19 protein-coding genes are annotated in these 23339 nt (G+C 43.1%); 11 read left to right on the top strand and 8 right to left on the bottom strand.

What is annotated here, in order from left to right; translation table 11 throughout:
• Positions 1-5 precede the first annotated feature (5 nt).
• Positions 6-146 (top strand): transposase domain-containing protein, encoded by a 141-nt coding sequence (locus AAA943_RS16200; RefSeq protein WP_338225323.1) that lies wholly within the window; start codon positions 6-8, stop codon positions 144-146.
• Here the strand turns inward: AAA943_RS16200 and AAA943_RS16195 are convergent.
• Positions 123-1640 (bottom strand): L-serine ammonia-lyase, iron-sulfur-dependent, subunit alpha, encoded by a 1518-nt coding sequence (locus AAA943_RS16195; RefSeq protein WP_338225320.1) that lies wholly within the window; start codon positions 1638-1640, stop codon positions 123-125. The genes AAA943_RS16200 and AAA943_RS16195 overlap by 24 nt on opposite strands.
• Positions 1641-2096: 456 nt before the next feature.
• Here AAA943_RS16195 and AAA943_RS16190 point away from each other — a divergent pair, with 456 nt between their 5' ends.
• From AAA943_RS16190 to AAA943_RS16180, 3 genes are all read left to right on the top strand, one after another.
• Positions 2097-2519: a hypothetical protein gene (locus AAA943_RS16190; RefSeq protein ID WP_338225319.1), complete on the top strand. Its 423-nt coding sequence runs from the start codon at positions 2097-2099 to the stop codon at positions 2517-2519.
• A gap of 44 nt (positions 2520-2563) precedes the next feature.
• Complete coding sequence (locus AAA943_RS16185; protein ID WP_338225318.1) at positions 2564-3181, top strand: hypothetical protein; 618 nt, start codon at positions 2564-2566, stop codon at positions 3179-3181.
• Positions 3182-3572: 391 nt separating this feature from the next.
• A complete protein-coding gene (locus AAA943_RS16180) occupies positions 3573-4418 on the top strand; it encodes an N-acetylmuramoyl-L-alanine amidase-like domain-containing protein (RefSeq protein WP_338225317.1) in 846 nt (281 codons plus the stop codon).
• Between the two features lie 5 nt (positions 4419-4423).
• Here the strand turns inward: AAA943_RS16180 and AAA943_RS16175 are convergent, their stop codons facing one another.
• From AAA943_RS16175 to AAA943_RS16145, 7 genes are all read right to left on the bottom strand, one after another.
• A complete protein-coding gene (locus tag AAA943_RS16175) occupies positions 4424-4963 on the bottom strand; it encodes an SRPBCC family protein (protein WP_338225316.1) in 540 nt (179 codons plus the stop codon).
• A 125-nt stretch (positions 4964-5088) separates the two neighbouring features.
• Positions 5089-7797 (bottom strand): DUF4184 family protein, encoded by a 2709-nt coding sequence (locus AAA943_RS16170; RefSeq protein WP_338225315.1) that lies wholly within the window; start codon positions 7795-7797, stop codon positions 5089-5091.
• A gap of 7 nt (positions 7798-7804) precedes the next feature.
• A complete protein-coding gene (locus AAA943_RS16165; RefSeq protein WP_338225314.1) occupies positions 7805-8191 on the bottom strand; it encodes a response regulator in 387 nt (128 codons plus the stop codon).
• A 209-nt stretch (positions 8192-8400) separates the two neighbouring features.
• Positions 8401-8895: a cupin domain-containing protein gene (locus AAA943_RS16160; protein ID WP_338225313.1), complete on the bottom strand. Its 495-nt coding sequence runs from the start codon at positions 8893-8895 to the stop codon at positions 8401-8403.
• Position 8896: 1 nt separating this feature from the next.
• Positions 8897-12961 carry a PAS domain S-box protein gene (locus AAA943_RS16155; RefSeq protein WP_338225312.1) on the bottom strand — a complete coding sequence of 1355 codons (4065 nt, stop codon included), beginning with the start codon at positions 12959-12961 and terminating at the stop codon, positions 8897-8899.
• The gene (locus AAA943_RS16150; RefSeq protein WP_338225311.1) at positions 12958-13500 is read right to left on the bottom strand and encodes a heme NO-binding domain-containing protein; all 543 of its coding nucleotides are present in this window, start codon (positions 13498-13500) and stop codon (positions 12958-12960) included. The genes AAA943_RS16155 and AAA943_RS16150 overlap by 4 nt, the downstream gene beginning before the upstream one ends.
• 136 nt (positions 13501-13636) lie before the next feature.
• On the bottom strand, positions 13637-14989 hold the full coding sequence (locus tag AAA943_RS16145) for a sigma-54-dependent transcriptional regulator (protein ID WP_338219618.1): 1353 nt from the start codon (positions 14987-14989) through the stop codon (positions 13637-13639).
• Between the two features lie 180 nt (positions 14990-15169).
• Here AAA943_RS16145 and AAA943_RS16140 point away from each other — a divergent pair, with 180 nt between their 5' ends.
• From AAA943_RS16140 to AAA943_RS16110, 7 genes are read left to right on the top strand one after another with little or no spacing between them, the layout of a single operon-like run.
• Entirely contained in the window at positions 15170-16045 is an 876-nt protein-coding gene (locus AAA943_RS16140) for a glycosyltransferase (RefSeq protein ID WP_338225310.1), read from the top strand.
• Positions 16046-16071: 26 nt separating this feature from the next.
• A complete protein-coding gene (locus AAA943_RS16135; protein ID WP_338225309.1) occupies positions 16072-17157 on the top strand; it encodes a mannose-1-phosphate guanylyltransferase in 1086 nt (361 codons plus the stop codon).
• 38 nt (positions 17158-17195) lie between these two features.
• Complete coding sequence (locus tag AAA943_RS16130) at positions 17196-20186, top strand: hypothetical protein (RefSeq protein ID WP_338225308.1); 2991 nt, start codon at positions 17196-17198, stop codon at positions 20184-20186.
• On the top strand, positions 20183-21004 hold the full coding sequence (locus AAA943_RS16125) for a hypothetical protein (RefSeq protein ID WP_338225307.1): 822 nt from the start codon (positions 20183-20185) through the stop codon (positions 21002-21004). Before AAA943_RS16130 ends, AAA943_RS16125 begins: the two co-directional genes overlap by 4 nt.
• Positions 21001-21555 (top strand): hypothetical protein, encoded by a 555-nt coding sequence (locus AAA943_RS16120; RefSeq protein WP_338225306.1) that lies wholly within the window; start codon positions 21001-21003, stop codon positions 21553-21555. Before AAA943_RS16125 ends, AAA943_RS16120 begins: the two co-directional genes overlap by 4 nt.
• 3 nt (positions 21556-21558) lie before the next feature.
• Positions 21559-22740, top strand: coding sequence for a glycosyltransferase (locus AAA943_RS16115; RefSeq protein WP_338225305.1), 1182 nt, complete (start codon positions 21559-21561; stop codon positions 22738-22740).
• Positions 22737-23225 (top strand): GtrA family protein, encoded by a 489-nt coding sequence (locus AAA943_RS16110; protein WP_338225304.1) that lies wholly within the window; start codon positions 22737-22739, stop codon positions 23223-23225. The genes AAA943_RS16115 and AAA943_RS16110 overlap by 4 nt, the downstream gene beginning before the upstream one ends.
• The last annotated feature ends 114 nt before the right edge of the window (positions 23226-23339 follow it).

Below are 23339 nucleotides of genomic sequence, written 5' to 3'. Positions count from 1 at the left end.
TTGCCATGTGTAAAACCGAAGAAGTCAACCCTCAGCACTGGCTCAAGTACGTCTTCGACAATGTCATGGACACCAACATCCAGAAAATACACGAACTCCTGCCCAAAAATTATAAACAATCTCTAGCAAAAAATCACACTACATAAAGACGCAGTTGCCCGGGTGGATACGTTAGGAATGCTTTTCCCAACCACATACATCGTCTCAATCACTTCATCCAAAGGTATCAAATGGTCATAATCCGCCAAGGCCATATTCGCACAAGAAAGCGAATTGGAAGCAGCCATCACGTTTCTGTTGAGGCAGGGAGCCTCTACCCGGTTGCCGATCGGATCACAGATCATGCCCAGTGAACTTTGCAAAGCCATAGAAGCTGCGGATAAACTTTGTTGGAGATTGCCCCCACCCAGATACACCAAGGCAGCCGCTGCCATGGTGGCTCCCGACCCACATTCGGCCTGACAGCCTCCGACTTCCGCTGCAAATGTGGAATGAGCGGCTATAAATACCCCGATCAATCCGGCGATCATTAAGGCCTTGACTGTTTCTTCTTCAGAAAGTCCCAAAGAATCTGCCACGCCCAACACAGCTCCAGGCATAGCTCCACAGGAACCTGCAGTGGGTGCTGCCACAATCACTCCCATGGAACTTTTGACTTCCATGATTGCCGAGACATACATGATGATTCGATTCAGCACATCCCCATCCATGAGTTTTTTCTGCTCCATCAGGGATTTGAATTTGACGGATTGAGGGCCCAAAATCCGGTCCTCGAAGTGGGTGCCCCGAAGCCCGGTTTCGACGGCAGATTTGAGGATTTTGCGGATTTCATCCATTTTCGCCAACACCTCATCTTGGGAAATATTTCCCCGCTGACTTTCATAACGCACAGCCAACTCCCACAGGGATAAGTTTTTGTCGGCATTGTACGCCAACATTTCCTCTACGGTGATGAAAGGAACCTGCGTATTTTTGGACGAAAGAACAGGAAGTACCGGACGGATTTCTTTGATCCTTTTCACTCCCTCGATTTGGGAAAGCTCCTCTTTCAGTATCGCATCCAAAGGAGCTTGAGCAGTCAGCAAGACCATGGAAGAAGTTCCCTTAAGTACCTCCAAACTATCCCAATCTCCTGCCTGCTTTAGGTAGTTCATCACCTGATCTGAAGAGTCAGCGTAGACCAAAGTCATGTATCGATCACCTGCAAGTGACACTTTTGCCCCATCGATTTCCACCACTTCGATCATACCTCCACCAGTAGATATAGCGACCACACGATGGGTTTCCCAAGGATTGGTGAGTGTTATTTGGTAAGCATTGGGATGCTTGTTTTCCAATTCTATGATTCGAATAGTGTAAGAAATCCCAGCTCCCTTCAGATGCATTTCTGAATCTACCAGCCGTTCATCGTGCGCCTCCCAACCCAAAAACCCTCCAAAAAGGCCCATATCCGATCCCTGATCTTTGTGAGTGGTTGCCAAAGAGCCATCGGGATCAAAGTCGATTTCAATAGAAGATATCCTCCCTCCCATCAAATCGTGACAAATTCGGGCAATCCTCAGGGAAGCTGCACAGTGAGAACTGGAAGGTCCGCGCATCACCGGACCGACTACATCATTGAAAATACTGGGGAGATTCATCGGGTTGTTATTTGATAGATGATGAAATTAAGAAAATTTCATGGACTAAATTTCTATCCAACCGATTTTCAGGGATAACCAATCTACAGTCCTTTTGCGAAAAGAAAACCTAGGCGAAAGAGTCTTGGAATTGAGTTGAGTCCTTGGATAAATGACCTCATTTTTAACTTGAAACCTGTCCACTTACTTTTCTTTTTTCCCTATTCCCAAGCTTGATCTAATGATTCTTTTCAACCATGAAAATTGAATAAATCCAAAATTCAATTTTTCCTCGAGTAATCTTCAAATTCCCTCCTTCTCAAAATCTTAAAAAACCAATAACCTTAGAAAACATCATCCGTAAAAATTTCAAATGATTTTGCCTTATGTCATAAATTTTATTTATGATTTATAAAAATACCTATCTATAAAGTTTTCAAAATACATCAAATCCATGGTTAACTAGAAGCTCATTATATGAATAAACTTCCTATCCTTATTCTGCTCTTGGCGCTTTATTCCTGCAATCTGGACGGAAATGAAGACACCAACAACTCGGACATCAGTGTAAGCCAACTTTCCAATGATCTCACCACGTCCTCTGGATTGAGAATAGTCCAATTTATCGAAGATGGAGAAGACGAAACTTCTGATGTGGATGGCTTTAGGTTTGATTTCAAAACAGATGGGACGGTTACAGCCACACAGGGAAATCAGGTCATATCCGGAACCTACAGGGTATTTAGGGATGACGGGGAGACGGAATTAGCGATGGCTTTTCCTTCCAATTCCGTCTTGAATAAACTAACAGACGATTGGTACTTCCGAGGTAAATCCAACAACCGGCTGACCTTTGAGGATGATGATGAGGACTTGGAAAGACTGGTATTCGAATTTTAGACAAAAAACAATCTTAAACCTACTACTATTTAACTCCACAAAAAATGAAAAAACAAGTAGCATTCTTGGGAATTATCCTAATCTCTGCTTTCGCCCCTCTGATGACCCAAGCCCAAAATTCAGCAGAACCTGAAACCCTTTTCAAAAAAGGGGACCCAATCTCCACAGAAAATTTAGGCCTTTTTATCGCACCTTCCTTTGGATTCACCCAAATGGATGGAGCAGGTGCAGCCCTTTTCAATCTGCGCGCAGGAGTAAGCATCAAGGACCAAATTTCTTTTGGGGGCTATTTCAGCACTTCGATGAATGACATAAAGCCACAAAGCGAAACTGTACCCAATGTGTACATGGACTATTGGACAGCGGGTGGTTTTGCAGAATACACCTTGAATGCTTCCAAATTAGTGCATTTGACATTTCCGGTTTACTTTGGCTATGGTGAGGTACAGATGGACAATGAAATCGGGGATACCGGACTTGGAGAAGCCAACTTCTTCCTAGTTGAGCCTTCTGCACTTTTGGAAATCAACCTTCTCAAATTCCTATCTCTGAACGCTGGAGCTGGCTACCGAATCGTCGGCAACATGAGCTACCGAAACTTCAATCAATCGGATCTCTCGGGAATCACCGGTTATGTCGGCCTAAAGTTCAATTTGTTTTAAGCTGATGGAAAAGGAAAAGAAAGCGGCTCAAAGAGTCGCTTTCTTTATCCCATTTCAAAAGACTAAATATCTATCAGGTCTAAAAACCGCCCCAATTGAAAACCTCATTTTTTATCAAAAATCAGGAACGATCACATCGCCCTCAAAAAACACCAAGTAGAAATTTGAGTCTTCCTTCATTTCGCTATCTGACAAAACACTAAAAATGTCGAAATAATTGATTTGTAGGATGCAAAAAGGATTCGATGATTTTATAAAAAAGACTCTGAAAATCAGATGGAATAGTACTCTACCCAAGAAAGGCATAGCCTTGGTAAAAATATTTTTGAAGCCGCTTCTTTTCAGATTTAAGTTAAAAAAGAAATATCTTCCCCTATCGAATCTTCACCCTATGAAACCAATTCTGGCGCTATTCGCCTTTTTATGCCCACTTTTTCTCTCTGCCCAAACCGTTTGTTCCTTGGAAAGCCGGCAACTTTTGGACAAAGAACTGGAGAATCTCGCGAGTGAAACCGCCAAAAACCAGTCAATTCAGGAATGGGTGGTAGAAATAGGAAGAGATTTTTTGGGAACCCCCTATGTCGAAAAAACCCTGGAAATCCCCGGTCCGGAGCAGTTGGTCATCAACCTGCAGGGAGTGGATTGCACTACTTTTCTTGAGGCGGTGGTGACCTTGGCAAGAATGACTGAAATGCAGGATTTGAGCTTTGAGCAATTCGAGAAAGAACTAGAGAAACTCCGCTACCGATCCGGAAAGAATGAAGGCTATCCGAGCAGACTTCACTATTTCACCGAGTGGATCGTAGCCAACCAGAAAAAAGGAATCATTCAGGATATAACAGCCGAAATCGGAGGCAGCCCCTACCCCAACAGTCCTTCCTTTATGTCGGAAAATCCCCAGTTTTACCCCCAACTCAGCGAACCTGCAAACCTTGCCAAAATTCGCGAAGCGGAGACTCAGATCAGTCAATATGCTTACTCTTTTATCCCAAAAGAAAAAATCCAATCCCTAGAAAAAGGAATTCAATCCGGTGATTTGATTGCAATCACCACCCCCATGGCCAATCTGGATGTGGTGCATGTTGGCTTTGCTGTCTGGCAAAATGGCCGGGTGCATCTGCTTCATGCCAGTTCCAAAAACAAAGAAGTAGAGATTTCCGCTCTACCTCTCCATGATTACTTGGCCGGCAATAAAGGACAATCGGGGATTATGGTTGCCAGACTTACCGGAAACTAGAAAACTTATTTTTCGAGAAGTCTCTTCAGGTTTTCCAGCCCAACGGTGAAATCATCCCCGATCATTTGCTCCATTCCCATCAGTGGAATCATCAGATTCATGGGATAGGCCATATTCCCTTCAAATCCCCAAGCCACTTCGGTCTGGTTAGGTCCCAAAGAGCTGAAGGTCATATAGGCTTTATCTTTTGCCTCAAAAGGTTCAAAAAACCTTAATTCGTAATCAATCCGCTCCATTTCCTGAATGGCAATGATTTCCTGCTCGCCGTGGCCGACATCTGGATTTTGGCTTTTCCATCCCGAGACAAAGCCGACGGTACCATCCTCTCCCTCGTAGTAATGCTCCATTTCAGGGTCCATCAGCTGCCATTTGCTGTATTGGTCCTGGTTTTTCAGGTTTTTGGTGAAAGCATAAACCTCCTCTATCGGGCGGTCAATGATGACTTTTTCCAAGACGCTGTACTGATTGGGGACAAATAGTCCATACAGCAAAAGGCTAGCAATAGCCAAAACCAGAACTAATCCGGCGATTTTCAGGAATTTCATAGTGTGGATATTTTAAGTGCTAAGGAATTTAAAAAGAAAAAAAGGGAAGTCCCAACTTACCCGAAAGCGAGTGAGACTTCCCGAGGGGAAGGGTGATTAGCAACTTCTCGTCCTCTTTTACTGTCTTAAAATGTCTTCTGAACTCTGAATGTGAGGTAATGAAATCGGTAACCTGTACCGGATGAGGCCGCAACATCACTGAATTGACCTCTCAATCCCAAATCGAATCCTGAAACTCTATAATTGAATTCAACCTGTCCTCTGAAGGTGGAGTCCCAAGGCTGATCTTCTATTTTTTGCAATCCTGCTGCCACCTGTAGCTGAAGAGCCAATTTGGAAATCAAAGGCATCGGAGTGCTGTAGTCCAAAAATACTTCGGTACTCAAAAAACGATCAGGAGCGAAGTATAGTGTGGTTTCGGAATCACTGTAGGTCAATCCTGAGAAATTCAAACCCGTCTTGAGCGTAGGCTCGGTACGCAATACGCGGTAAATAGACCCGAAAAACTGCATCCGGGTATTCTGATCATTAAGGGCTCCAAAGCTTCCTTGAGAGAAAATTCCAGTTCTACCATCCAACATCACATGAGCCATATATCCTACATCTTGACTTCTGATATTTTTTCCCAAAAGATCAGCTGTAAAATTGAGAATGTCTGACTGATAGAACAGGCCCACCATTCTCCGGTCATTGGGCTGATAGACAGTCTCTACCCTTCCCGTCAATCCTCTATAAGAATCCCCAACCTGAGGAGCGATTTGCTGCAAGGTTAATTCTCCCTTGGACTCAAGAGCAGCACTCCACCTGTAGCCAATTTTTCCGGAAATAAAGGAAGATTTGGTAGTCTGCCCTTCAGGAGATGAAACTTGGCTTGCACCTGCCCTGAATCCAACCTGTACAGGCTGATCTTTTTCATTCTGCCAGAAAATAGACTGGTCCAATCGGGAGTTACCTCCGATATCTTCAAAGAATCCCAGTTGAAGTCCTGCAGTCTGCAGGCTGGCTTGCTCTAGAAGCCCTTCTATTCGGGCACGCTGAGACTCACTCAGTTCGGCTCCCTTTGCCTCAACCAAGGCTTTTGCCTCTTGCCATCTTCTTTTACCGATCAATACCTCCCCGTACTCCAGAATGTAATGGGAAACCGGGAAGGCATTGACCAAAGTATCATAATAAGCCAAGCCGGAACGATAATCACCTGAGCTGGTAGCCAATCTTGCCTTCATCACCAAGTATTGATCCTGCTTCAACACCTCCTTATTAGCATCCAAAAAATCCGATGCTGCACTTGTTTTGGTGTTCCAAAGCATGGCGTTGAAGTGATTGACGATAGCTCCCTGATGAAGGGAATCTTGAGCCCAGGCTTCCTGAGCTACCTGGAGTGCCTTGGAAGGTTTTTTACTCATGAATAGGGCGTAGGACTTATTGATCCGAACTACAGTCAGTTCATAGTTTAGCGGTAAAAGGGCGTCATATGTCTCCACTGCTCGATCAAACTCTTTGTTTTGAAGGCAAAGATCACCTTTGAACAAAAGGATTTGGGCATCATCGGGATTGGCAGAAAGAATCTTGTCCAACTCCACGATTGCTTCAGAAAATCTTTCCTCAGCTCTCAGCTTGGAAGCCTGCTGTATAATTGCCTCCCTTTGTGCAGGATCCATGGTATTGGCAGCCTGAATAGCCATAGTTCCGGGTACTGCTGAAAAAATAAATAGAAGAACACCCAACACTTTACTCTTAGGATTAATATATTTCTTCAAATAAGTGAGACTATGGATATAGAGATCAATAAGTTTGTTGCTGCCGGGATTGGTGAACCCGCTCTTAGAATGATTCTGAGTGGAGAGGCTAAAGGAGCTGCTACCGAAACCCTGAGGAGCCACCTGAGTGAAATTCTTGGCAGCGATTTTAGCACGGTTTACTTGGATGTCACCGCCTTGACGGATAATGACCTGGGATTCATCAACGAGGTCATTCACTTCCATTACACTTTGGCTGAAAAGGGAAAGAGATTGATTCTTCTTTACAGAAAGGGATCTGATTTCGAAAATTGGATCAATACTTCCGGTATCGATAAGTTTATCGAACTCGCAGTCACTCCCTGAGAAAACTTTTCGGAACACCCAGAAAGCCAAAGAGGAGAAAATAAGCCCATAGAGTCCTGCCCCAACACACATCATAAATCCATCCCAAAAAGAAATAAACTCAGGGAAGAAATAGATCCTCGTTAAGACTGCCAATGAAGCTCCCACCCAAAGCAATGTCCAAAAAGGGAAATTGCTCTTTGCGAAAGCTACTTTAGGATAAACCGGCAGCTTGATCATCTCCCGGATCACCCATACCAATCCCAAAAGGCTTAAGCCCAGTTGAAGTACATGATAAAGAGGCATGGAGATGATTCCTAAGTGAATCATGCCGGACAAGAAAGAAAAGCGGCTTACCAATCCTCCGTCATGATGAGTAATGGAGTCAAGGATCAAATGAGAAGCAAGACCAATAGCAATAGAAATAAGAACAATCCAGATTCTGCTTGCCTTTTTCCAATCCGTGTTTGCCAGCGCTGCAAAGGAAATTCTTTGCTGAATAAATACCGGGCTAAACTGAAATAAGGTGGTTTTGATCAAACCTTGAAACAAGAAGAAACAAAGCAAAGCCACCGGGAAATCGAAAAGGAAAATACCTGCTGCTTTATGCCCGATATTCTCATCCAACCTCAATTTGAAATAGAATTCCAAATCAGGAACGATACTACCAATCACCAAAGCGGATACCGATAAGTTTTCAGACCGTTTGATAAATGGAACTATTGCTGCAGGATGAGAAAAGGTAAAAGGCATGGCTATTTTAGACTGTGTGGATTTTGTGGAAATTTTCTATGATATCAGCTAAGGCTTGCTCGGTAGCATTTGCCTTGAGCAAATACTCTGCAGAGCCAAATTCAATCGCACTGATGGCGACTTCCAGATCTTCCAGAGCGGTGCAGAATACTACCTCGATTCCTGGGTAGTAGGCTTTTACTTGCTGTAGTACATCAAGCCCGTTGGCATTACCCATCTGATAGTCCAGGAAAATCAGTCCGGGATTGAGGTGAATATGGTCTAGACAAGCTTCCCCGCTTTCGAAAGTAGAAATCTTGCTGAAGCCTAATCCCTCCAATAGTTGCTGGAGAATCGCAGTCCAAAATGGATCGTCGTCTACGATAAAGGCTCTCATGTTTTTTAAATCTCTCATGGTATGGTTTAAAGTTTATTTGTTCTTTTTCAGATGAGCCTTTTCTTTTTCCTTTTTTGCCGGATTAGAATTACTCAGCTCTGAACCATCTATTTCCATTTAGGTGCCAAAACAAAAAAGTGCCCCAGAATCCATCTGAGGCACTTTTTGAATTTTGAAATTCCGGTTATTGGAAACTTTTTCCGTTTTCTGGAATAAGAAATTGACTACTATCTCCCAAAATCATCCTGAAGTCGAACGATATCCTCTTCATCTGAAGGGTGGGAAGCATCGGTATGCTGCCAGATTTCAGCAACCACACCCCAGTCTTCCTTCCCGATCAGACGATGCCGCTCTCCTTGTTGCAGCTTGATCTTATCCCCTTCTTTCAGATGTTTGATTTCTGATTCCTCATCCGTTAGACTGGTAGCCACTGCCACTTCCCCATCAATACATCTCCAGATTTCAGCTCTGCGAAAATGATATTGCCAGCTAAGTCTTTTTTCCGGGGCTACGAGCAATATCTTGGGACTGAGTTTTTCAGAAATTTTTAAAGCTTCGAAATCCTCTTCCGGGAAAAACTGCTTGGCAAAAGCTGGGGCTTGACTTTCCTCTATCACCAAAAATCCTCCCCAAGGCCGATTTCGGTCTTCCTTAATTACCCGGAATCCCAGCTTATCCATCAATTTTTCTGCATGGGCAAATACTTCTTCTTTTTGTCTCATGTTATTTTTCTTTTAGGTCTTGCAATACTTCATTCAGAATCTCCTCCATATGCATGATGATGAATTTCATCCTGGGAGAATCCTTTTGTCCTTCTATTTCTTTTTCGAGCTCTGAGACCTCCTCCGAGATTTCCGATATTCTCATCATTTTGATTGAGGGTTTGATCCTATGGGCAATTCTTTTGACTTGAGTAAAATCCCCGTTTTCAAAACTTACCTTCAACTGCTCCATACCTTCCTTAGCATTGGTTTGGAAGAGTTCCAGCATTTTGGATACAAAATCTTCATTACCCTTCGCTATTGCCTCCAGCTCATCCAAGCTGTAGAGTTTTTCTTTTGGTTTTGTATCTATTTTTGGTTTGACGCTTTCCTTAGCATCCAGATCAAAGATTGACCCCAACACCCTCAGAATATCTTTTTCCTGGAATGGCTTTGCCAAAAAACCGTCCATTCCTTTTTTGGTATACTTTTCTTCATCTCCTTTCATGGCAAAAGCTGTCAAAGCGATGATTGGAACAGTCTTTTTGAGTTCTTCCCGGATAATTTGAGTGGCTTTGACCCCATCCATAATGGGCATTTGGATATCCATAAGGATAAGATCAAAGTCTTTCTCCCTGCAAATGCCCACTGCTTCCTGCCCGTGATTTGCTGTAGTGAGCTCCATTTCGAATTGATCCAAAACTGTCGTTGCTACCAGCCTGTTGAATTCATTATCATCCACTATCAGGATTCGTTTTCCTTTGAGCTTTTGCAAATCCACGGTCAATTGGGATTCCATTGGAATATCCTCCTCGGTTCCCTTCTGGAAGGTAAACTTTACGGTGACTTGAGTGCCAATCCCCTTTTTGGATTTGATTTCAAACTCACCTCCCATCAAATCCACCAGTTCTTTGGTAATACTGAGTCCTAAGCCCGTTCCTCCGTATTTTCGGGTGATTGCAGAGTCCTCCTGTGAAAACTTTTCAATGTTCCCTTTAATAAAAGAAGTATCCATCCCAATTCCTGTATCAGATATCTGAATAGAAACAACTTGCGAATCAGACCGGTCTTCCAGCACCTTGCAGGAGATTTGGACTTTGCCTTTTTCGGTGAATTTGACCGCATTGGAAATTAAATTCAACAAAATCTGATTGATCCGATAAGGGTCTCCAATCAAAATAGGATTAAGGCTTGAATCGCAGGAGGAAATATCTAAGTTCAGGCCCTTCTCCTCGGCTTTTGAATTCATCATCTGAATTACCTTGCTGAGAATTTCTCTAGGATCAAAACCGATAGATTCCAAGGTCATTTTGCCAGCTTCCAGCTTCGAAAGATCCAAGATATCCTTAATGATCACCGTCAGGTGATTGGCAGAACTATTAATGGTAGACAAAAAGACCTTTTGCTTTTCATCCAGCTTAGTTTTGGCCATTTGCTCACTCATCCCAACGATGGCATTCATCGGAGTCCGGATTTCATGGCTCATATTGGCAAAAAATATTTCCTTGGCACGCTTGGACTTTTCGGCTTCTTCCCGCTGTCGAATCAGCTCCTCTTCAAGCCTCTTTTGTTCGGTAATATCCAGATGAATACCGATCGATCCAATCAGCTCATTCTTGTCATTATAGTTTGGAGCTCCGCTGATATACCACCAGCGGGCTTCCCCATCTGGCCTATGATATTTTAGTTCATAAGAATCAGAAATTCCTTCAATTCGGCTTTTGGATCTTTTCAGCAGTTTTTCTTTTGAGTCTTCATCCAGAAGCAGATCAGTGGCCTTGGATCCGACGAGATTTTCCAAGGAATAGCCTGACATTTCGCAGAAAGTATTGTTCGCATGCAGTACATTCTCATTCAAATCCACCTCTAAAAGCCCCAAGTTCATGTTTGAAATAATGTTTCTGAACTTTTCTTCCTGATGAAAAAGGCGGGTTTCTGATTGCTTTCGCATCTGCACGTTGATCAGCATTTGGGCAAAAACAAAAAGCAGTTCGATTTCTTTTTGGGAATATGAATGTTTTTGATTGACTGAATCGAAGCCTACAAAACCCAAGAGTTCTTTTCGATACATCATAGGAATGGCAATGAGACTTTGTATCCCCTGAGGCTCTAAGATCTCTTTTAACTCTCCCAAGCCCTGCTGATCCAATACCGACACATCTTCTACCGAAAACGGTTCTCCTTTTTCGTGAGCTTCTACCCATTGGGGAAGGGCCTCCAAGGGCACATTTTGCGTGTTTTCTTTTTCCTCGGAAATTCCATGCTGCACCCACTCATAGGTACAGGAGCAGGTATTGGCTCCCAAATTATACTTGAAAATATAAGCCCGGTCCGCCCCCACAAATTCACCTATTCTTCTGAGGGAGTTCTGAATCTGCTGATCCACCTCATCCAGGTCCATATTGATATAGGTCGAGGATAGCTCAATCAGAATATTTTTAAGCTCTTCCTGGGCTTCAAGCAACTCCTCGGTTTTTTTCTTTTCGGTAATGTCGACCAAGATTCCATTCATCCGAATAGGAACCCCGTCTTCATAGATCAGCTTGCCTTTACTCTGGACCCATTTTATCTGCCCATCCGGGGTTTGAATCCTATATTTTTTCTCGTATTCTGATTTTTCAACTACTTCCGAAATGATTTCATTTAACACCGGAAGGTCTTCCTTATAGACTATTTTTCCCCACCAGGAATTATCCTTCATCAAGGTGTCCATATCCAATCCAAAAAGTTCTTCTGCTGATGGGGTAAAGAAAATACCGTTGAGGTCAGGATAGGTTACAGACCAAATCACATCCTTGAGTTCATTGAGCACACTTCCCAGCTTTTTGTTTACGCTGATCAGTTCTTGCTGGGCATTTTTCTGCTCTGTGATATCGGAGTGAGTGCCGATGATTTTCAGGGGTTTTCCTGATTCGTCCTTCTCGATGACGATCCCCCTATCTTTTACCCACTTGATGGTGCCATCCTGAGATTTAATCCGGTATTCGAGCTGATGGGAAGAGATCAGCCCTTTTCTGTAGTTTTGATCATTTTCTAACAAAACAGGAAGATCCTCCTCAAATATCGATCTATACCAAAGCTCAGCCAGATTGGTATTCTGATCAAATTTGAACCCAAGGAAATTGTTCTTTTTATTGGAAAAAATAGTTTTGTTTGTGTTGAAATCATGCTCCCAAACATTGTCTCCTGAGAACTCCAGTACTTTTCGGAACGTGTCCTCGAAGTCTCTCATTCTTTTCTTGGACACTTTTTCTTCCGTCACATTTTCGATTTGGGAAAAAAAGTGAAGGAATTTTCCCTGAGAATTTAAGATGGGCTGCCCATTGATCCTTGCTTCGAAGAAGGTGCCATCCTTGCGGTACATTTTGAGTTCCAGCTTGAAGCTCTCCTGACGGAAAAATGCCTGAAGCATAGCCTCAATTTTATCTTTTTCTGTTTCTGGACCACGTCCGATTTCAATGGGTGTGCTACCGATAACCTCAAATTTGGAATAGCCTGTCTGACGGATAAAACCCTCGTTGACGTAAGTAATCCTCCCCTCAGAGTCAGTATAGAGGATTCCATCTGCATTGGCACTTGCCACATAGGCCAATTTCTCCAGTTCTTGCTTTTGATTGTTGATCGTCTGAACGAGCTCTTTAAGATCATCAGTCACCAATTCCTGATTTTTGATCAAATGCAAGAGATCGATCAAAGGATCCAGTGGAGCAAAGTCTGAAATAGCGAGATCATTTTCTGATACCTCTTCGATACTTGAAAACCAAGGAGTTCCCAGAAAAATCAAAAAGCCTTGGTCCTTGAAATAATCAAATTGTCCTCTGAAAAGAGCGTTTTTCCCAACCTTTGCTTTAAATAGAAAAGTTTGATCCAAGGATTGGGTCATATCCTCCACATTAAAACCTAGAAGTTTTGGCCGTTCAAATTGGAAGAGATCCTTAAAAAAGCGCCCTCGAATGTCTCCCAACATTTTTTCCAAACTTGGACCTATAAAAAGAATTTTCCCTAACTCATCAAACCCAAAATGAAAAGGGAAAGTCCGGTTCATTTGGTTTTGACTGATGGAAATATGATTTGCCTTTGTTTTCACCAGCTTACTTTAAATGCTTCATGCTCCTTTCCGGTACTTTTTCCAAAAATATGTTCTATTTCTACCGGCGTCTCATACATTTTGCCGATTCCGGACAACAGGCCCTTCATGAATCCCACCAGACCTTCTCTTTTGGAAAAGTAGTGGACAATCAGGCTGTTTTCAGCTTCTTCCTCGATTTTGAATTCAGGCGGGGTCAGCTTGGGATAGATCATCATTATCCGGTCGTGAAAAGCCGGCAAGTTGCTTAAAAATTCCTTGACTGAACTCCCTCCTGCTTTCATAAGTCCGCCATATTTTTGAAGGCTAGTCTTTAAAATCCACCACTCCCCAAACGAAAATAAGACCTCGTCAACACTCACCCCCAACTCCTCAGAAGCTGCAATGGCTAGTTTATACGTGACTGAATCATCATAGGGCTCCGTACTGATGAAGTAATCGATATCTATCTGACTTCTTTCTTTGATGGTATTCCACTTTTCTTCACCATAGTTGGTGGTGATCAGGTCCTGAATGGCTTTGTTGACTAGTCCGTACATGATGTTAGCGCTTTATCTTTATCTATTGAAAAATCGGGCCATTCCAAAAACCCTCCCCTAGAGTCTGTATTTCGACTTTTTCAACTAAATCAATACTGGTTTTTTCCAAAAACTGGAAAAAATTCCAACTTTAAGACTATCCGGTCTTGACTTCGCCCTCCTGAATCATTTTGTAAATCGTGCTTTTGCCGATGTCCAAAACTTTGGCTGTTTCCAATACGTCCCCCTGATATTTATTTAGATAATGCTGAACAATATCGCAGGTATGCTGCCGAAGTGTCTTCTGTTCCAAAAAGAGTGTTTTCTCCTTCTGAGTACTGAAGAAACTCAAATCCTTGGCATCGATTGTCCCTTCATCAGCCATGACTGCAGCCAGCTCTACTACTGCTTTCAGCTCCCGGATATTTCCCGGAAAGGGATATTGGAGGAGTTTGTTTTTAGCCTCCTGAGAAAAGGAAATCGAGGACATTTTATTGGACTTGGCAAAGTCATCTGCAAAATGCTTTGCAAGAATTAAGACATCTGTTCCTCTATCTCTCAATGGAGGCAGCTCGATCGGTAAACCCATGACCCGGAAAAACAAGTCCTCCCTGAAATTTCCGGCTTTGACTTCCTCTGCGAGATTTTTGTGTGTGGCCGTGATGATTCGCACATCTAGCTTGACCTGTTCATTTCCTCCCACTCGGGTCAATTCCCTTTCTTGCAAAACCCGAAGAAGCTTGGACTGTAGATTAAGATCCATTTCGGCGATTTCATCCAAAAAGATGGTACCGCCCACCGCCTCTTCAAACTTTCCGATTTTTCTGGAAACAGCTCCGGTAAAGGCCCCTTTCTCATATCCGAAAAGCTCACTTTCGATCAGATCTTTGGGAATAGCAGCCATATTGACCGCAACAAAGCTTTTCTTCTTCCGCTCGCTATTGTAATGAATGGCTTTTGCTACAACCTCTTTTCCAGTCCCTGTCTCACCAGTAATGGACACATTGATATTAGTCTTGATTGCCTTTTCGATCAAGCCAAATACTTTGGTCAGTGCAGAACTCTTTCCGATAATAGTTTTTTCGAAGGAAAACTTCTGCCCCAGCTCTTCCTTGAGTACTTCCACTTCCTTCTTTAAGGATTGGTTTTCACGGATCTTGATGACCGAATTCCAAAGCAAGTCTTTCGTAGCTTCATCCTTGACCAGGTAATCACTTACTCCGGCCTTTAGCAATCCCACCGCCACCGAGATATCTTCCTGAGAACTGATTACCACCACCGGTATTGCAGGATCAAAGGCATTGATTTTTTGAAACAACTTGTCCCCCGAAATATCAGGTAAGGAAAAATCAACGGTCACCATGTCCGGTTTCTCATGAAGCCGAGACAGACATTCTTTACCCGTTTCGAAAAGCTTGACTTCGTAATCAGGATTCAAACTCAGATGATATTGAAGAATCTGCCCATACCAAGGATCATCCTCAACTATGAATATTTTGAACTGTGCCATGGCTATCTTTTGATTCTACGGAAGATAGGAAATCTATTTAAATCCTGTTCATAAAATGGAATTTTTTCCAATATCTGGAAAATAATTTTTTCTTAAAATTTACAAACAATTGATTTTCAATTATTTAATAATTTGGAAATGCTTTTGAATAAAAGTTGGCACACCGAAATCGAAACAGTCATGATCACAACCGAAACCAAAAACGCTCTTCAACTCAATCAGCTATTGAAAGATGCTTTGAAGTACCAGCCGGAGATTCAGCATCAATACGCCATCGTAGTTCCTTGCTACAATGAAGAGCAGCGTTTTGCTTACCAGCAGTTTAAATCCTTCGCTCTTGCACATCCAGAGGTTCTACTTTGCCTTGTCAATGACGGAAGCAAAGACAGAACGCTGGCGGTATTGAGAGGTTTACAAACAGAATCTCCATCCAATGTCTGCGTGCTGAATATGCCAAAAAACGGAGGAAAGGCAGAGGCGGTGCGATATGGAATGCTGTTCGTTCATAAAAATTTCGATTCCAAGCTGATTGGATTTCTGGATGCAGATTTGGCTACGGTACCAGAGGAATGGCTTCAAATGGCCAAATTCAAAGAAGCTCATCCAAAATTCGGTGCTATAGTCGGAAGTAGAATCCAGCGATTGGGTGCAGCCATCAACCGAGACGATAGCCGTTCATTTGCCAGCAAGATGATCAAGAAAATCATCAAGACTATATTGAAAGCAAACTTTCAGGACACCCAGTGCGGGGCAAAAATATTTCAAAGAAATCTGGTTCCCTTCCTCTTCAAGACTCCCTTCCAGACCCCTTGGCTGTTTGATGTGGAGATTTTTCTGAGACTTCAGGAAAAATTCGGTAAGACCACACTTCAGCGCGGAGTATTGGAGTACCCCCTTTTGCAGTGGACCGAAGTAGGTGATTCCAGACTCAAACTCAAGGACACCATCAGAATTCCTCTACAGCTTCTGGGACTATACTACCAGTATCATGTCAAATCAAAGCCACAAAAAATTTATACCAGCAAAACCAAAAAAATCTCAGTTCAATCCATTTGATCCATCAATCTTAAAAAAATATACCCATGAAAAATCAAAATCATTACGTCGCAATAATGGCCGGAGGAGTAGGAAGCAGATTCTGGCCCATGAGTAAGTCCAGCTATCCAAAGCAATTTTTGGACATTTTGAATACCGGACGAACGCTGATTCAGTCTACCTACGATCGATTCGCTGATTTCATTCCAGAAGAAAACATCTATGTGGTCACTTCCAGAGAATACATGGAAATCGTAAAGCAGCAGCTTCCAAACCTACCCGCAGAAAACATCCTGGGCGAACCGGAAAGAAAGAATACCGCAGCCTGCGTAGCCTACATTTCTTTCAAATTGAAAAAGATGAATCCAAAGGCAAATCTAATAGTAGCTCCGAGTGACCATTTGATCGGAGACTTGGACTTGTTTGAGGAAACCTGCCTGAAAGCACTGGACTACACCGAATCTCAGGAGGCTTTTGTCACCTTGGGAATTCAGCCCAATCACCCCAATACTGGATATGGCTATATCCAAAAAAGCCTAGAGAGTAAGCAGGAAGGAATTTTTCAGGTAAAGAGATTTACAGAAAAGCCAGATCGGGAAACAGCAAAAAAATTCTTAAAGTCAGGAGATTATTTCTGGAATTCGGGAATCTTCATCTGGAGAGCAGAGGAAATTGTCCATGCATTCTGGGAGCACGTGAAGCATATCTACGATTTATTTGAAGAAGCTCTTCCGGCTTTGAATACTCCAGAAGAGGATGCAGCCATCGAGAAGGCCTATGCAGAATGCAGATCGATCTCTATTGACTATGCCGTGATGGAAAAAGCAGAGAACGTGTTTGTGATTCCTTCCTATTTTCAGTGGAATGACTTAGGGACTTGGAATAGTGCCTGGGAAAACTTCTCCAAAGATGAATCCCTCAATGCATCCAATAGCAAAAGCACCATCCTAGTGGATAGTAAGGGCTGCTTAGTTCATAGCAACGAAGATAAACTCATGGTAATCGGAGGTCTGGAGGATCTGATCGTGGTCAATACTCCGGAGGCTTTGTTGATCTGCAAAAAAGAGAACGAGCAGCAAATCAAAGAATATGTTGCCCGAGTGAAAGAAGTCAAAGGAGAACTTTATATTTAAGGAAATCCAGCTTCTCTAATTTGAAAATTCAGGAAACGATGCTATGGGAAGATTTTATAGGGAAAAGGCTGCTCTTGGTAGCCCTTTCCCTTGGTTTATTGACCCATGGCATCATTGTTTATTTCACACTGCCTCAGACCTACGATGCCTTCGTGCATATCTTTTTTGCGGATCATTATTCCCGCTTTTGGTTTGAGCCCTGGGAATACCGTTGGTATACGGGATTTCTCACGATCAGCTACCCCCCGCTTGTTCATCAAGCAGTAGCCCTTATCGGCAAGCTTTTCCCTTTCAAAGTTGCCTTCGCCATTTATGCCATCATCGTCTATGAGGCATTAATTATTGGAGTCTACCGATTTACCAAAATGTTTTATGACAAGAGAACAGCTGGGGTTGCCGCCATTCTTGCTGTCATTCTGAGCTCATTGGTAGAGACCCTTCATGTCTACGGACAAGTCCCCACTCTGACTGGCTTGGCTCTTCTGCTCAACTCGATTCCTTTTCTTTACCAATACCTGAAAAGTTCAGATTCGAGGTATTTGGTCCTTTCTCTGTCATTTATTGCTGTAGTGGTCAGTTCTCATCATGTCACGGCGATTTTTGGAATGGTCTTTTTCATTGCACCTGCCATGCTGATGGCCTTAGTCGATTGGAAGGAAGGCTTGGCCGAAGAGAGTCTATTCAAAAAATTTGTTCCCCGGCTTTTAATGGCTGCTTGGGAAAAGAAAGTTGAAATCTTACTCTTTGGCATCATTGCAATTATTTTGGCCGTGGGATTGATTTTCCCTTACTGGTATTGGAGCAAAACTGACCCGATCAGTCAAGTATCTATTCCCCATGGTTCACGGGATAATTTTTTGGAAGTGACCAGTTCAGGACTGGTATTTTATATCATCCCTCTGCTGTTGATCTTGGCTCTACTGCCAGCCATTACCTTTTTGATAACCCGCCATAAAAGACACTTGGGCTGGGCGGTTTCTTTTTTCCTATGCCTGCTATTCGGTAGCGGAGGCACTACCCCACTTCCCAAACTGATGCTGGGGGAAAATGCCTTCAATATCCTGACCTTGGACCGATTTGGATTTTGGGCTTCGATCATTGCCATCCCTTACATCAGTCACTTTCTGGTATCCTTCCTGTCAGGTCCGATCCGACAATATTGGATAGGCAGGTTTGGAGAAACTTCCCACTTCCTACTTTCCGGATTGAGTGGTTTCTCTTACCTTCTCTTTATCATTTACATTTTTCATTTAGCCAGTTTTCGCCCTCTGCAGCCAAGAGAAGTGAAAATCGAACCCATTCTCAATTTTCTAAACCGGGACGATCACATGCGTTGGCGCTACCTGACTTTGGGTTTTGGAGATCAGATGGCCTGGCTTAGTGCCAATACATTGGCAGCTACCATCGATGGAAATTACCACTCAGCCAGAAGGCTTCCTGAAATGACTTCCCGAGCAGTGGAGCGTCTGGAAAATGCCAAGTATCTTTTTGAAGAAGGCATGGCTAGCTTGACTGACTTCCTGACCGATTCGGAAAAATACCAGCTGAAGTATGTATTCAGCAATGATCAATACTACGACCCGCTTTTGTTTTATACGGGTTGGAATCGAACTATCCGCTTGGAAAATGGAATTATGGTATGGGAAAAAGGAAACATATCTACAATCCAGCCTATTCAACCCAAAGACATTCACCCCATCCTGAAAAAGGCCTGGGGAATACTACCCTTCACCACAGTAGCAGTAGCTCTTTTGCTGACCTTCCTTTACCTCTTTCATTTCAAAAAATCTCAGACTGAAATGATTTCTCCTGAGATGGTGGAGCGCTATCCCAAGCCGGTGATTTTCCTCTCAGCTTGGATGCCTTTTTTGATTTTCTCCGGCTTTTTGACCTATCTAATCTATGAAATGCTGCTTGTCGATCAGCGAAAAGACCCAGAATCAACCATCTATGCCTTCTACGATCATTTGGACTTTCAGCGATTTGAGGAAGCTTTTTCCTATTTCAAATCCGGTCCAGATTATAATCTGGATCAATATTTATTGGAAAAATCAGTGAAAGACGGAGGACTCCTTCCCTCCTATGCCAAACTCAATCAGCTGGAAATAGACACTCTGGAGCTCGATGAAAACCGAATCAAATACCAAGTCAATACAACCTGGAGAACCTCCCTGGGGCCGAGGAATTTGGAGGAAGAGTTTGTACTTGAAAAAAATGGGAATCATTGGTCCATCCTTCCTCCCAAACTGGAATTGGAGATTCCCGAAAATCAGGTGATTTCCTATGATTACACCCTGTTTAAGAAAATGGGTAAAAGGGTCATTTCCGCTTTTCCGACTGTAAAAGACGATCGTATCAAAAAGCCCTTTGCGGCATTTTATCAAGCCAATCTGGTAGAAAGAGACGGATTGACTTCTATCACCGGAGAACTTATCAACGCAGACAACAACCCCATCACCCTTGCACTTAGAGCTGAAGTAACTTTTAAAAACGACAGTCTGGCGATCTTTTATCCTGAGCGAAAAATGCATTACAACCTTGCCCCAAAAGCCACGACATTTTTCGAAATTCCCTTGGCTAAGGATTCCACCCAAGTATATCCTATCCAAAGCATTACGCTGAAAGCAGAAACAGACGTGACAGAAAGAGGCTATATCCGGGGAATCCGGACAGGATTTGAAATCAAAAAAGAAAACCCCAATTCCTACCTACTCGAAATAGAAATGGAAAACCCGCTCACGACCGAGATCACTATTCCGGGAGTTCTGATTGCTGAGCGGGATAGTCTGGGAAGAATCATCCATGTAGCATTGGAAACACACCCTCGGTCCATCCGTAGTGGATTGGGCTCCATCTTCCAGATAGAACTGGAGAAAAAGGCCTTAGAGAGTGTGGTAGTAGAGGATATCCCGATTTTCCTCCAGATCAATGGGCAGGAGCGAAGCCTCGTCCTCAAAAGCTGGAATACTGAACAAAAAATACAGCTTTTGCCTCACTGCTTTATTTCACCTGAAATCTATCTGCAATGAAAAAGACCCTATCCCTACTCCTGTTGGTTTGGTTTTTTTCCTGCCAATCCCCCGAAGTCGATCAGCCTACTTGGATCAATCCTATTCAAGAATGGAGGGAATCGGATGGAATATTGAAGTTTAAAGTTCAGCCCGGAGACTGGTCAGTCCTCATTCAGACGAGTTCTCAGCCTATCCCGGCAGATTATCAAGTAGAAGAAGGCGAACTGAGGATTGCCTATCCCAAAGACCGTTCTTTTGTGGTAGGACAGGCTTTTATCGTTTTGGAATTGGAAGAAAAATCCTTTGCTTTTCCGGTAATCCTCAATCCCGAACTCGGAAATGGGAAATTGGAAGACATTCGCAGCCCAAAAACCCTGAACACGGACAGCAGTCTCGTGCAGCAGCAAATGCGCTATTCCTTTGGTAGAGGGGGAAATCTGGTTCCATTGGCGAACGGGGAGCTTTTCGAAGAGAGGTACATCAGTCAGAGCGATAAAGTCGGAACTTTTGCTGGTGAGTCTGATACCCAACTATCCAGCTTTTACATCACTGCCGGCACACCTGAGTCCATCCCGATGACCATTCAGTTTGATGAAATTCAAAACGAATTCACCGTCCTGGCAGGCCCCTTGAGGGACGCCTTTCAGAATCAGATTTCCAATGGAACCTTACTCACTTTTACCATTCGGAATTCCGGTAAAACCTGGATTATTGAAGAAGTGACAAGAGAGGGATTTGTAAGAGTTCGTTGTTCGGCAGAGCGCTTTGAAGGGGCTAGTGTTCACGCAAATGTGGCCCAGGTTTTTTCTGAAACTTTAATCTTCAAGAAGCAATGACACGATACATTTTTATCTCCTTTTTTGTGCTCGTCGGCATCTTGTTGTTTTCCTTGGCAAGCTTGCAAAAAGTCAAACCCGAACCACCCTATTTCCTTCGATTTGATGAGAGGGCATTTAATCATCAGACTCAAATGAACCTGAGAGTGGAATCCAGTGTGGAGCCCACCGATGATCAGTTGAGAACTCTGGAAAAAGATCTAGTAGCGATTTGGGCGCACCTGAACTACATCTATGAAAGCAATGATCTCAAACCCGGTAAGGACAGATTTACCGAACGGTTTTATCAAAGCCTGTCGGAAGCCTATCCCGGTCAGCTTTCTGGAGCGGTCAAAAGACAAGACATCAGCCACCTGGTGATAATTAAGAATTGGTCCCGCGATGGATTGGCTTGTCAGCTAATCGATTCTTCAGCAGTAATTCAGTACCACCTCCCCTCGGGAGACAGCATTCAAACTCAGGCCTCAATCGCCATGGCCCTGTATTTTCAGGGAGACAATTGGCGCTTGGATGCCTTAAAAATCATCAATGAAAAACCATTAAAACCTTAACATATGAAACTGGCCTTCATCACCCCATATCCACCAAGTCAAGTGACCCTGAACGAGTACGGATACCACCTGACCCGAAGTTTTCTGGGAAAGAAAGGAATCGATAAAATTTACATTCTGACCAATCATCTCGAGGATAACGCTCAATACTCTCGATATGCAGAAGAAGGTTTGGATATCATTCCTTGCTGGAAATTTGACAATTGGTTTACCGTACTGCATCTGCGGAAAAAACTCAAAGAGCTGAAACCGGATGCAGTGGTTTTGAACCTTCAATTCATGACCTTCGGAGCAGGTAAAATCCCTGCTGCCTTGGGACTTTTGACTCCTTGGATGTGCAAGCTTTTGGGAATCCCTTCTGTGGTCATCCTACACAATATCACCGAAACGGTTAAATTGGATACGATCGGCATGGCCGACAGCAAGTTTAAAGGACAACTTTTCCTTTGGATTGGGGAGCAACTGACCAAGTTCATCCTGAAAGCCGACTTGGTCGGAGTGACCATCTCCCAATATGTGACCATACTCAAGGAGAAATACAAGGCGAAAAATGTGGTTTTACTCCCCCACGGCAACTTTGAACTTCCCGAAAGAAATTACCTCCCAGATGAACCCGAGGAGATCAATTTGATGGCTTTTGGGAAATTTGGAACCTATAAAAAGGCGGAAGTAATGATCGATGCCATGGAGATTCTTCAGAAAAAGTATCCCAATCTGAAATTCAAGTCTACCGTGGCAGGCACAGACAATCCCAATGTCAAAGGCTACATCGATGGATTGAAGAAAAAGTATGCACATCTACCTAATGTGGAGTATACCGGCTATATCCCGGAAGAAATGGTATCCAAGATCTTTTGGGACAGCACCTTTGTCATTTTCCCTTATACCACCACTACAGGAAGCTCAGGCATCCTTCATCAGGCTGGAAGCTACGGCAGAGCCTGTATCCTTCCCAAAATAGATGACCTGGAGCGGGTAGTGGAAGAAGAAGGATACGGAGGAGCTTATTTTGAAACAGAAAATGCCGAAAGCTTGGCCCTTGCAGTCGCTTCTTTGATTGATAATCCAGAAGAACGAAAGAAAATTGAAGATCAAAACTTCAAAGCTGCAAAGGGCCTACCCATGAACGAACTGGCCCAATGGTACCTGAGTCACATTCAAAAACTCCTGCCTAAACCATCATGAATCTATCTTTGAGCAAAGGAATTGAGGCATTTCTTCAGTTCTTTTACCCCATCTTCAAAAAATGGCTAGCCTACGATGTCTACGCCTACCTGGCTGTGGGCGCCCTCAATACCGCACTGAATATTTTCCTCTTTGCTGTATTGTATGAATTTATACTTCCCAAAAGTGGGTTGGATGTGGGAGACTACAATGTGGCTTCTTATACCTTGGCTTTGATCATTTCATTTTTTGCCACTATTCCTACCGGTTTTTGGCTGAGCAAAAACTTTGCTTTCAAAACCGTGGATACGGGCAGAAAAAAAACCGGAAAGCAGTTTTTCAAATACATTCTGGTGGTTTCTCAAGGCTTGGGGAGCGATTATCTCATTCTTAAGGGCTTGATAGTTTTTTTTAATGCCCAACCCACAGTGGCAAAAATTGCATCTACAGTAATTGTCCTTACTGTAAACTTTCTTTTGCAAAAATACTTCACATTTAAAAAATAATTATTCCATATTTTGGAAAATAATCTCGCTATTTCCTGAAAATGGAATTAGATTAAATTTTTAAATACCTGATTTTCAATATTTTAAAAAACAGGATCATCTTTTGATCTTTTT

The organism is Algoriphagus confluentis, assembly GCF_036245625.1.
GTDB classification, from domain to species: domain Bacteria; phylum Bacteroidota; class Bacteroidia; order Cytophagales; family Cyclobacteriaceae; genus Algoriphagus; species Algoriphagus confluentis.
The sequence above is the reverse complement of the archived record's forward strand: the minus strand, read 5'-3'. Positions and strand labels throughout refer to the sequence as shown.

Coding starts and splice junctions, on each gene's coding strand:
- AAA943_RS16135 (WP_338225309.1), top strand. CDS start 16,072: ATGAAAAATCAAAATCATTACGTCGCAATAATGGCCGGAGGAGTAGGA.
- AAA943_RS16125 (WP_338225307.1), top strand. CDS start 20,183: ATGAAAAAGACCCTATCCCTACTCCTGTTGGTTTGGTTTTTTTCCTGC.
- AAA943_RS16115 (WP_338225305.1), top strand. CDS start 21,559: ATGAAACTGGCCTTCATCACCCCATATCCACCAAGTCAAGTGACCCTG.
- AAA943_RS16195 (WP_338225320.1), bottom strand. CDS start 1,640: ATGAATCTCCCCAGTATTTTCAATGATGTAGTCGGTCCGGTGATGCGC.
- AAA943_RS16140 (WP_338225310.1), top strand. CDS start 15,170: ATGATCACAACCGAAACCAAAAACGCTCTTCAACTCAATCAGCTATTG.
- AAA943_RS16165 (WP_338225314.1), bottom strand. CDS start 8,191: ATGAGAGATTTAAAAAACATGAGAGCCTTTATCGTAGACGACGATCCA.
- AAA943_RS16110 (WP_338225304.1), top strand. CDS start 22,737: ATGAATCTATCTTTGAGCAAAGGAATTGAGGCATTTCTTCAGTTCTTT.
- AAA943_RS16160 (WP_338225313.1), bottom strand. CDS start 8,895: ATGAGACAAAAAGAAGAAGTATTTGCCCATGCAGAAAAATTGATGGAT.
- AAA943_RS16190 (WP_338225319.1), top strand. CDS start 2,097: ATGAATAAACTTCCTATCCTTATTCTGCTCTTGGCGCTTTATTCCTGC.
- AAA943_RS16185 (WP_338225318.1), top strand. CDS start 2,564: ATGAAAAAACAAGTAGCATTCTTGGGAATTATCCTAATCTCTGCTTTC.
- AAA943_RS16145 (WP_338219618.1), bottom strand. CDS start 14,989: ATGGCACAGTTCAAAATATTCATAGTTGAGGATGATCCTTGGTATGGG.
- AAA943_RS16170 (WP_338225315.1), bottom strand. CDS start 7,797: ATGCCTTTTACCTTTTCTCATCCTGCAGCAATAGTTCCATTTATCAAA.
- AAA943_RS16120 (WP_338225306.1), top strand. CDS start 21,001: ATGACACGATACATTTTTATCTCCTTTTTTGTGCTCGTCGGCATCTTG.
- AAA943_RS16180 (WP_338225317.1), top strand. CDS start 3,573: ATGAAACCAATTCTGGCGCTATTCGCCTTTTTATGCCCACTTTTTCTC.
- AAA943_RS16175 (WP_338225316.1), bottom strand. CDS start 4,963: ATGAAATTCCTGAAAATCGCCGGATTAGTTCTGGTTTTGGCTATTGCT.
- AAA943_RS16130 (WP_338225308.1), top strand. CDS start 17,196: ATGCTATGGGAAGATTTTATAGGGAAAAGGCTGCTCTTGGTAGCCCTT.
- AAA943_RS16150 (WP_338225311.1), bottom strand. CDS start 13,500: ATGTACGGACTAGTCAACAAAGCCATTCAGGACCTGATCACCACCAAC.
- AAA943_RS16200 (WP_338225323.1), top strand. CDS start 6: ATGTGTAAAACCGAAGAAGTCAACCCTCAGCACTGGCTCAAGTACGTC.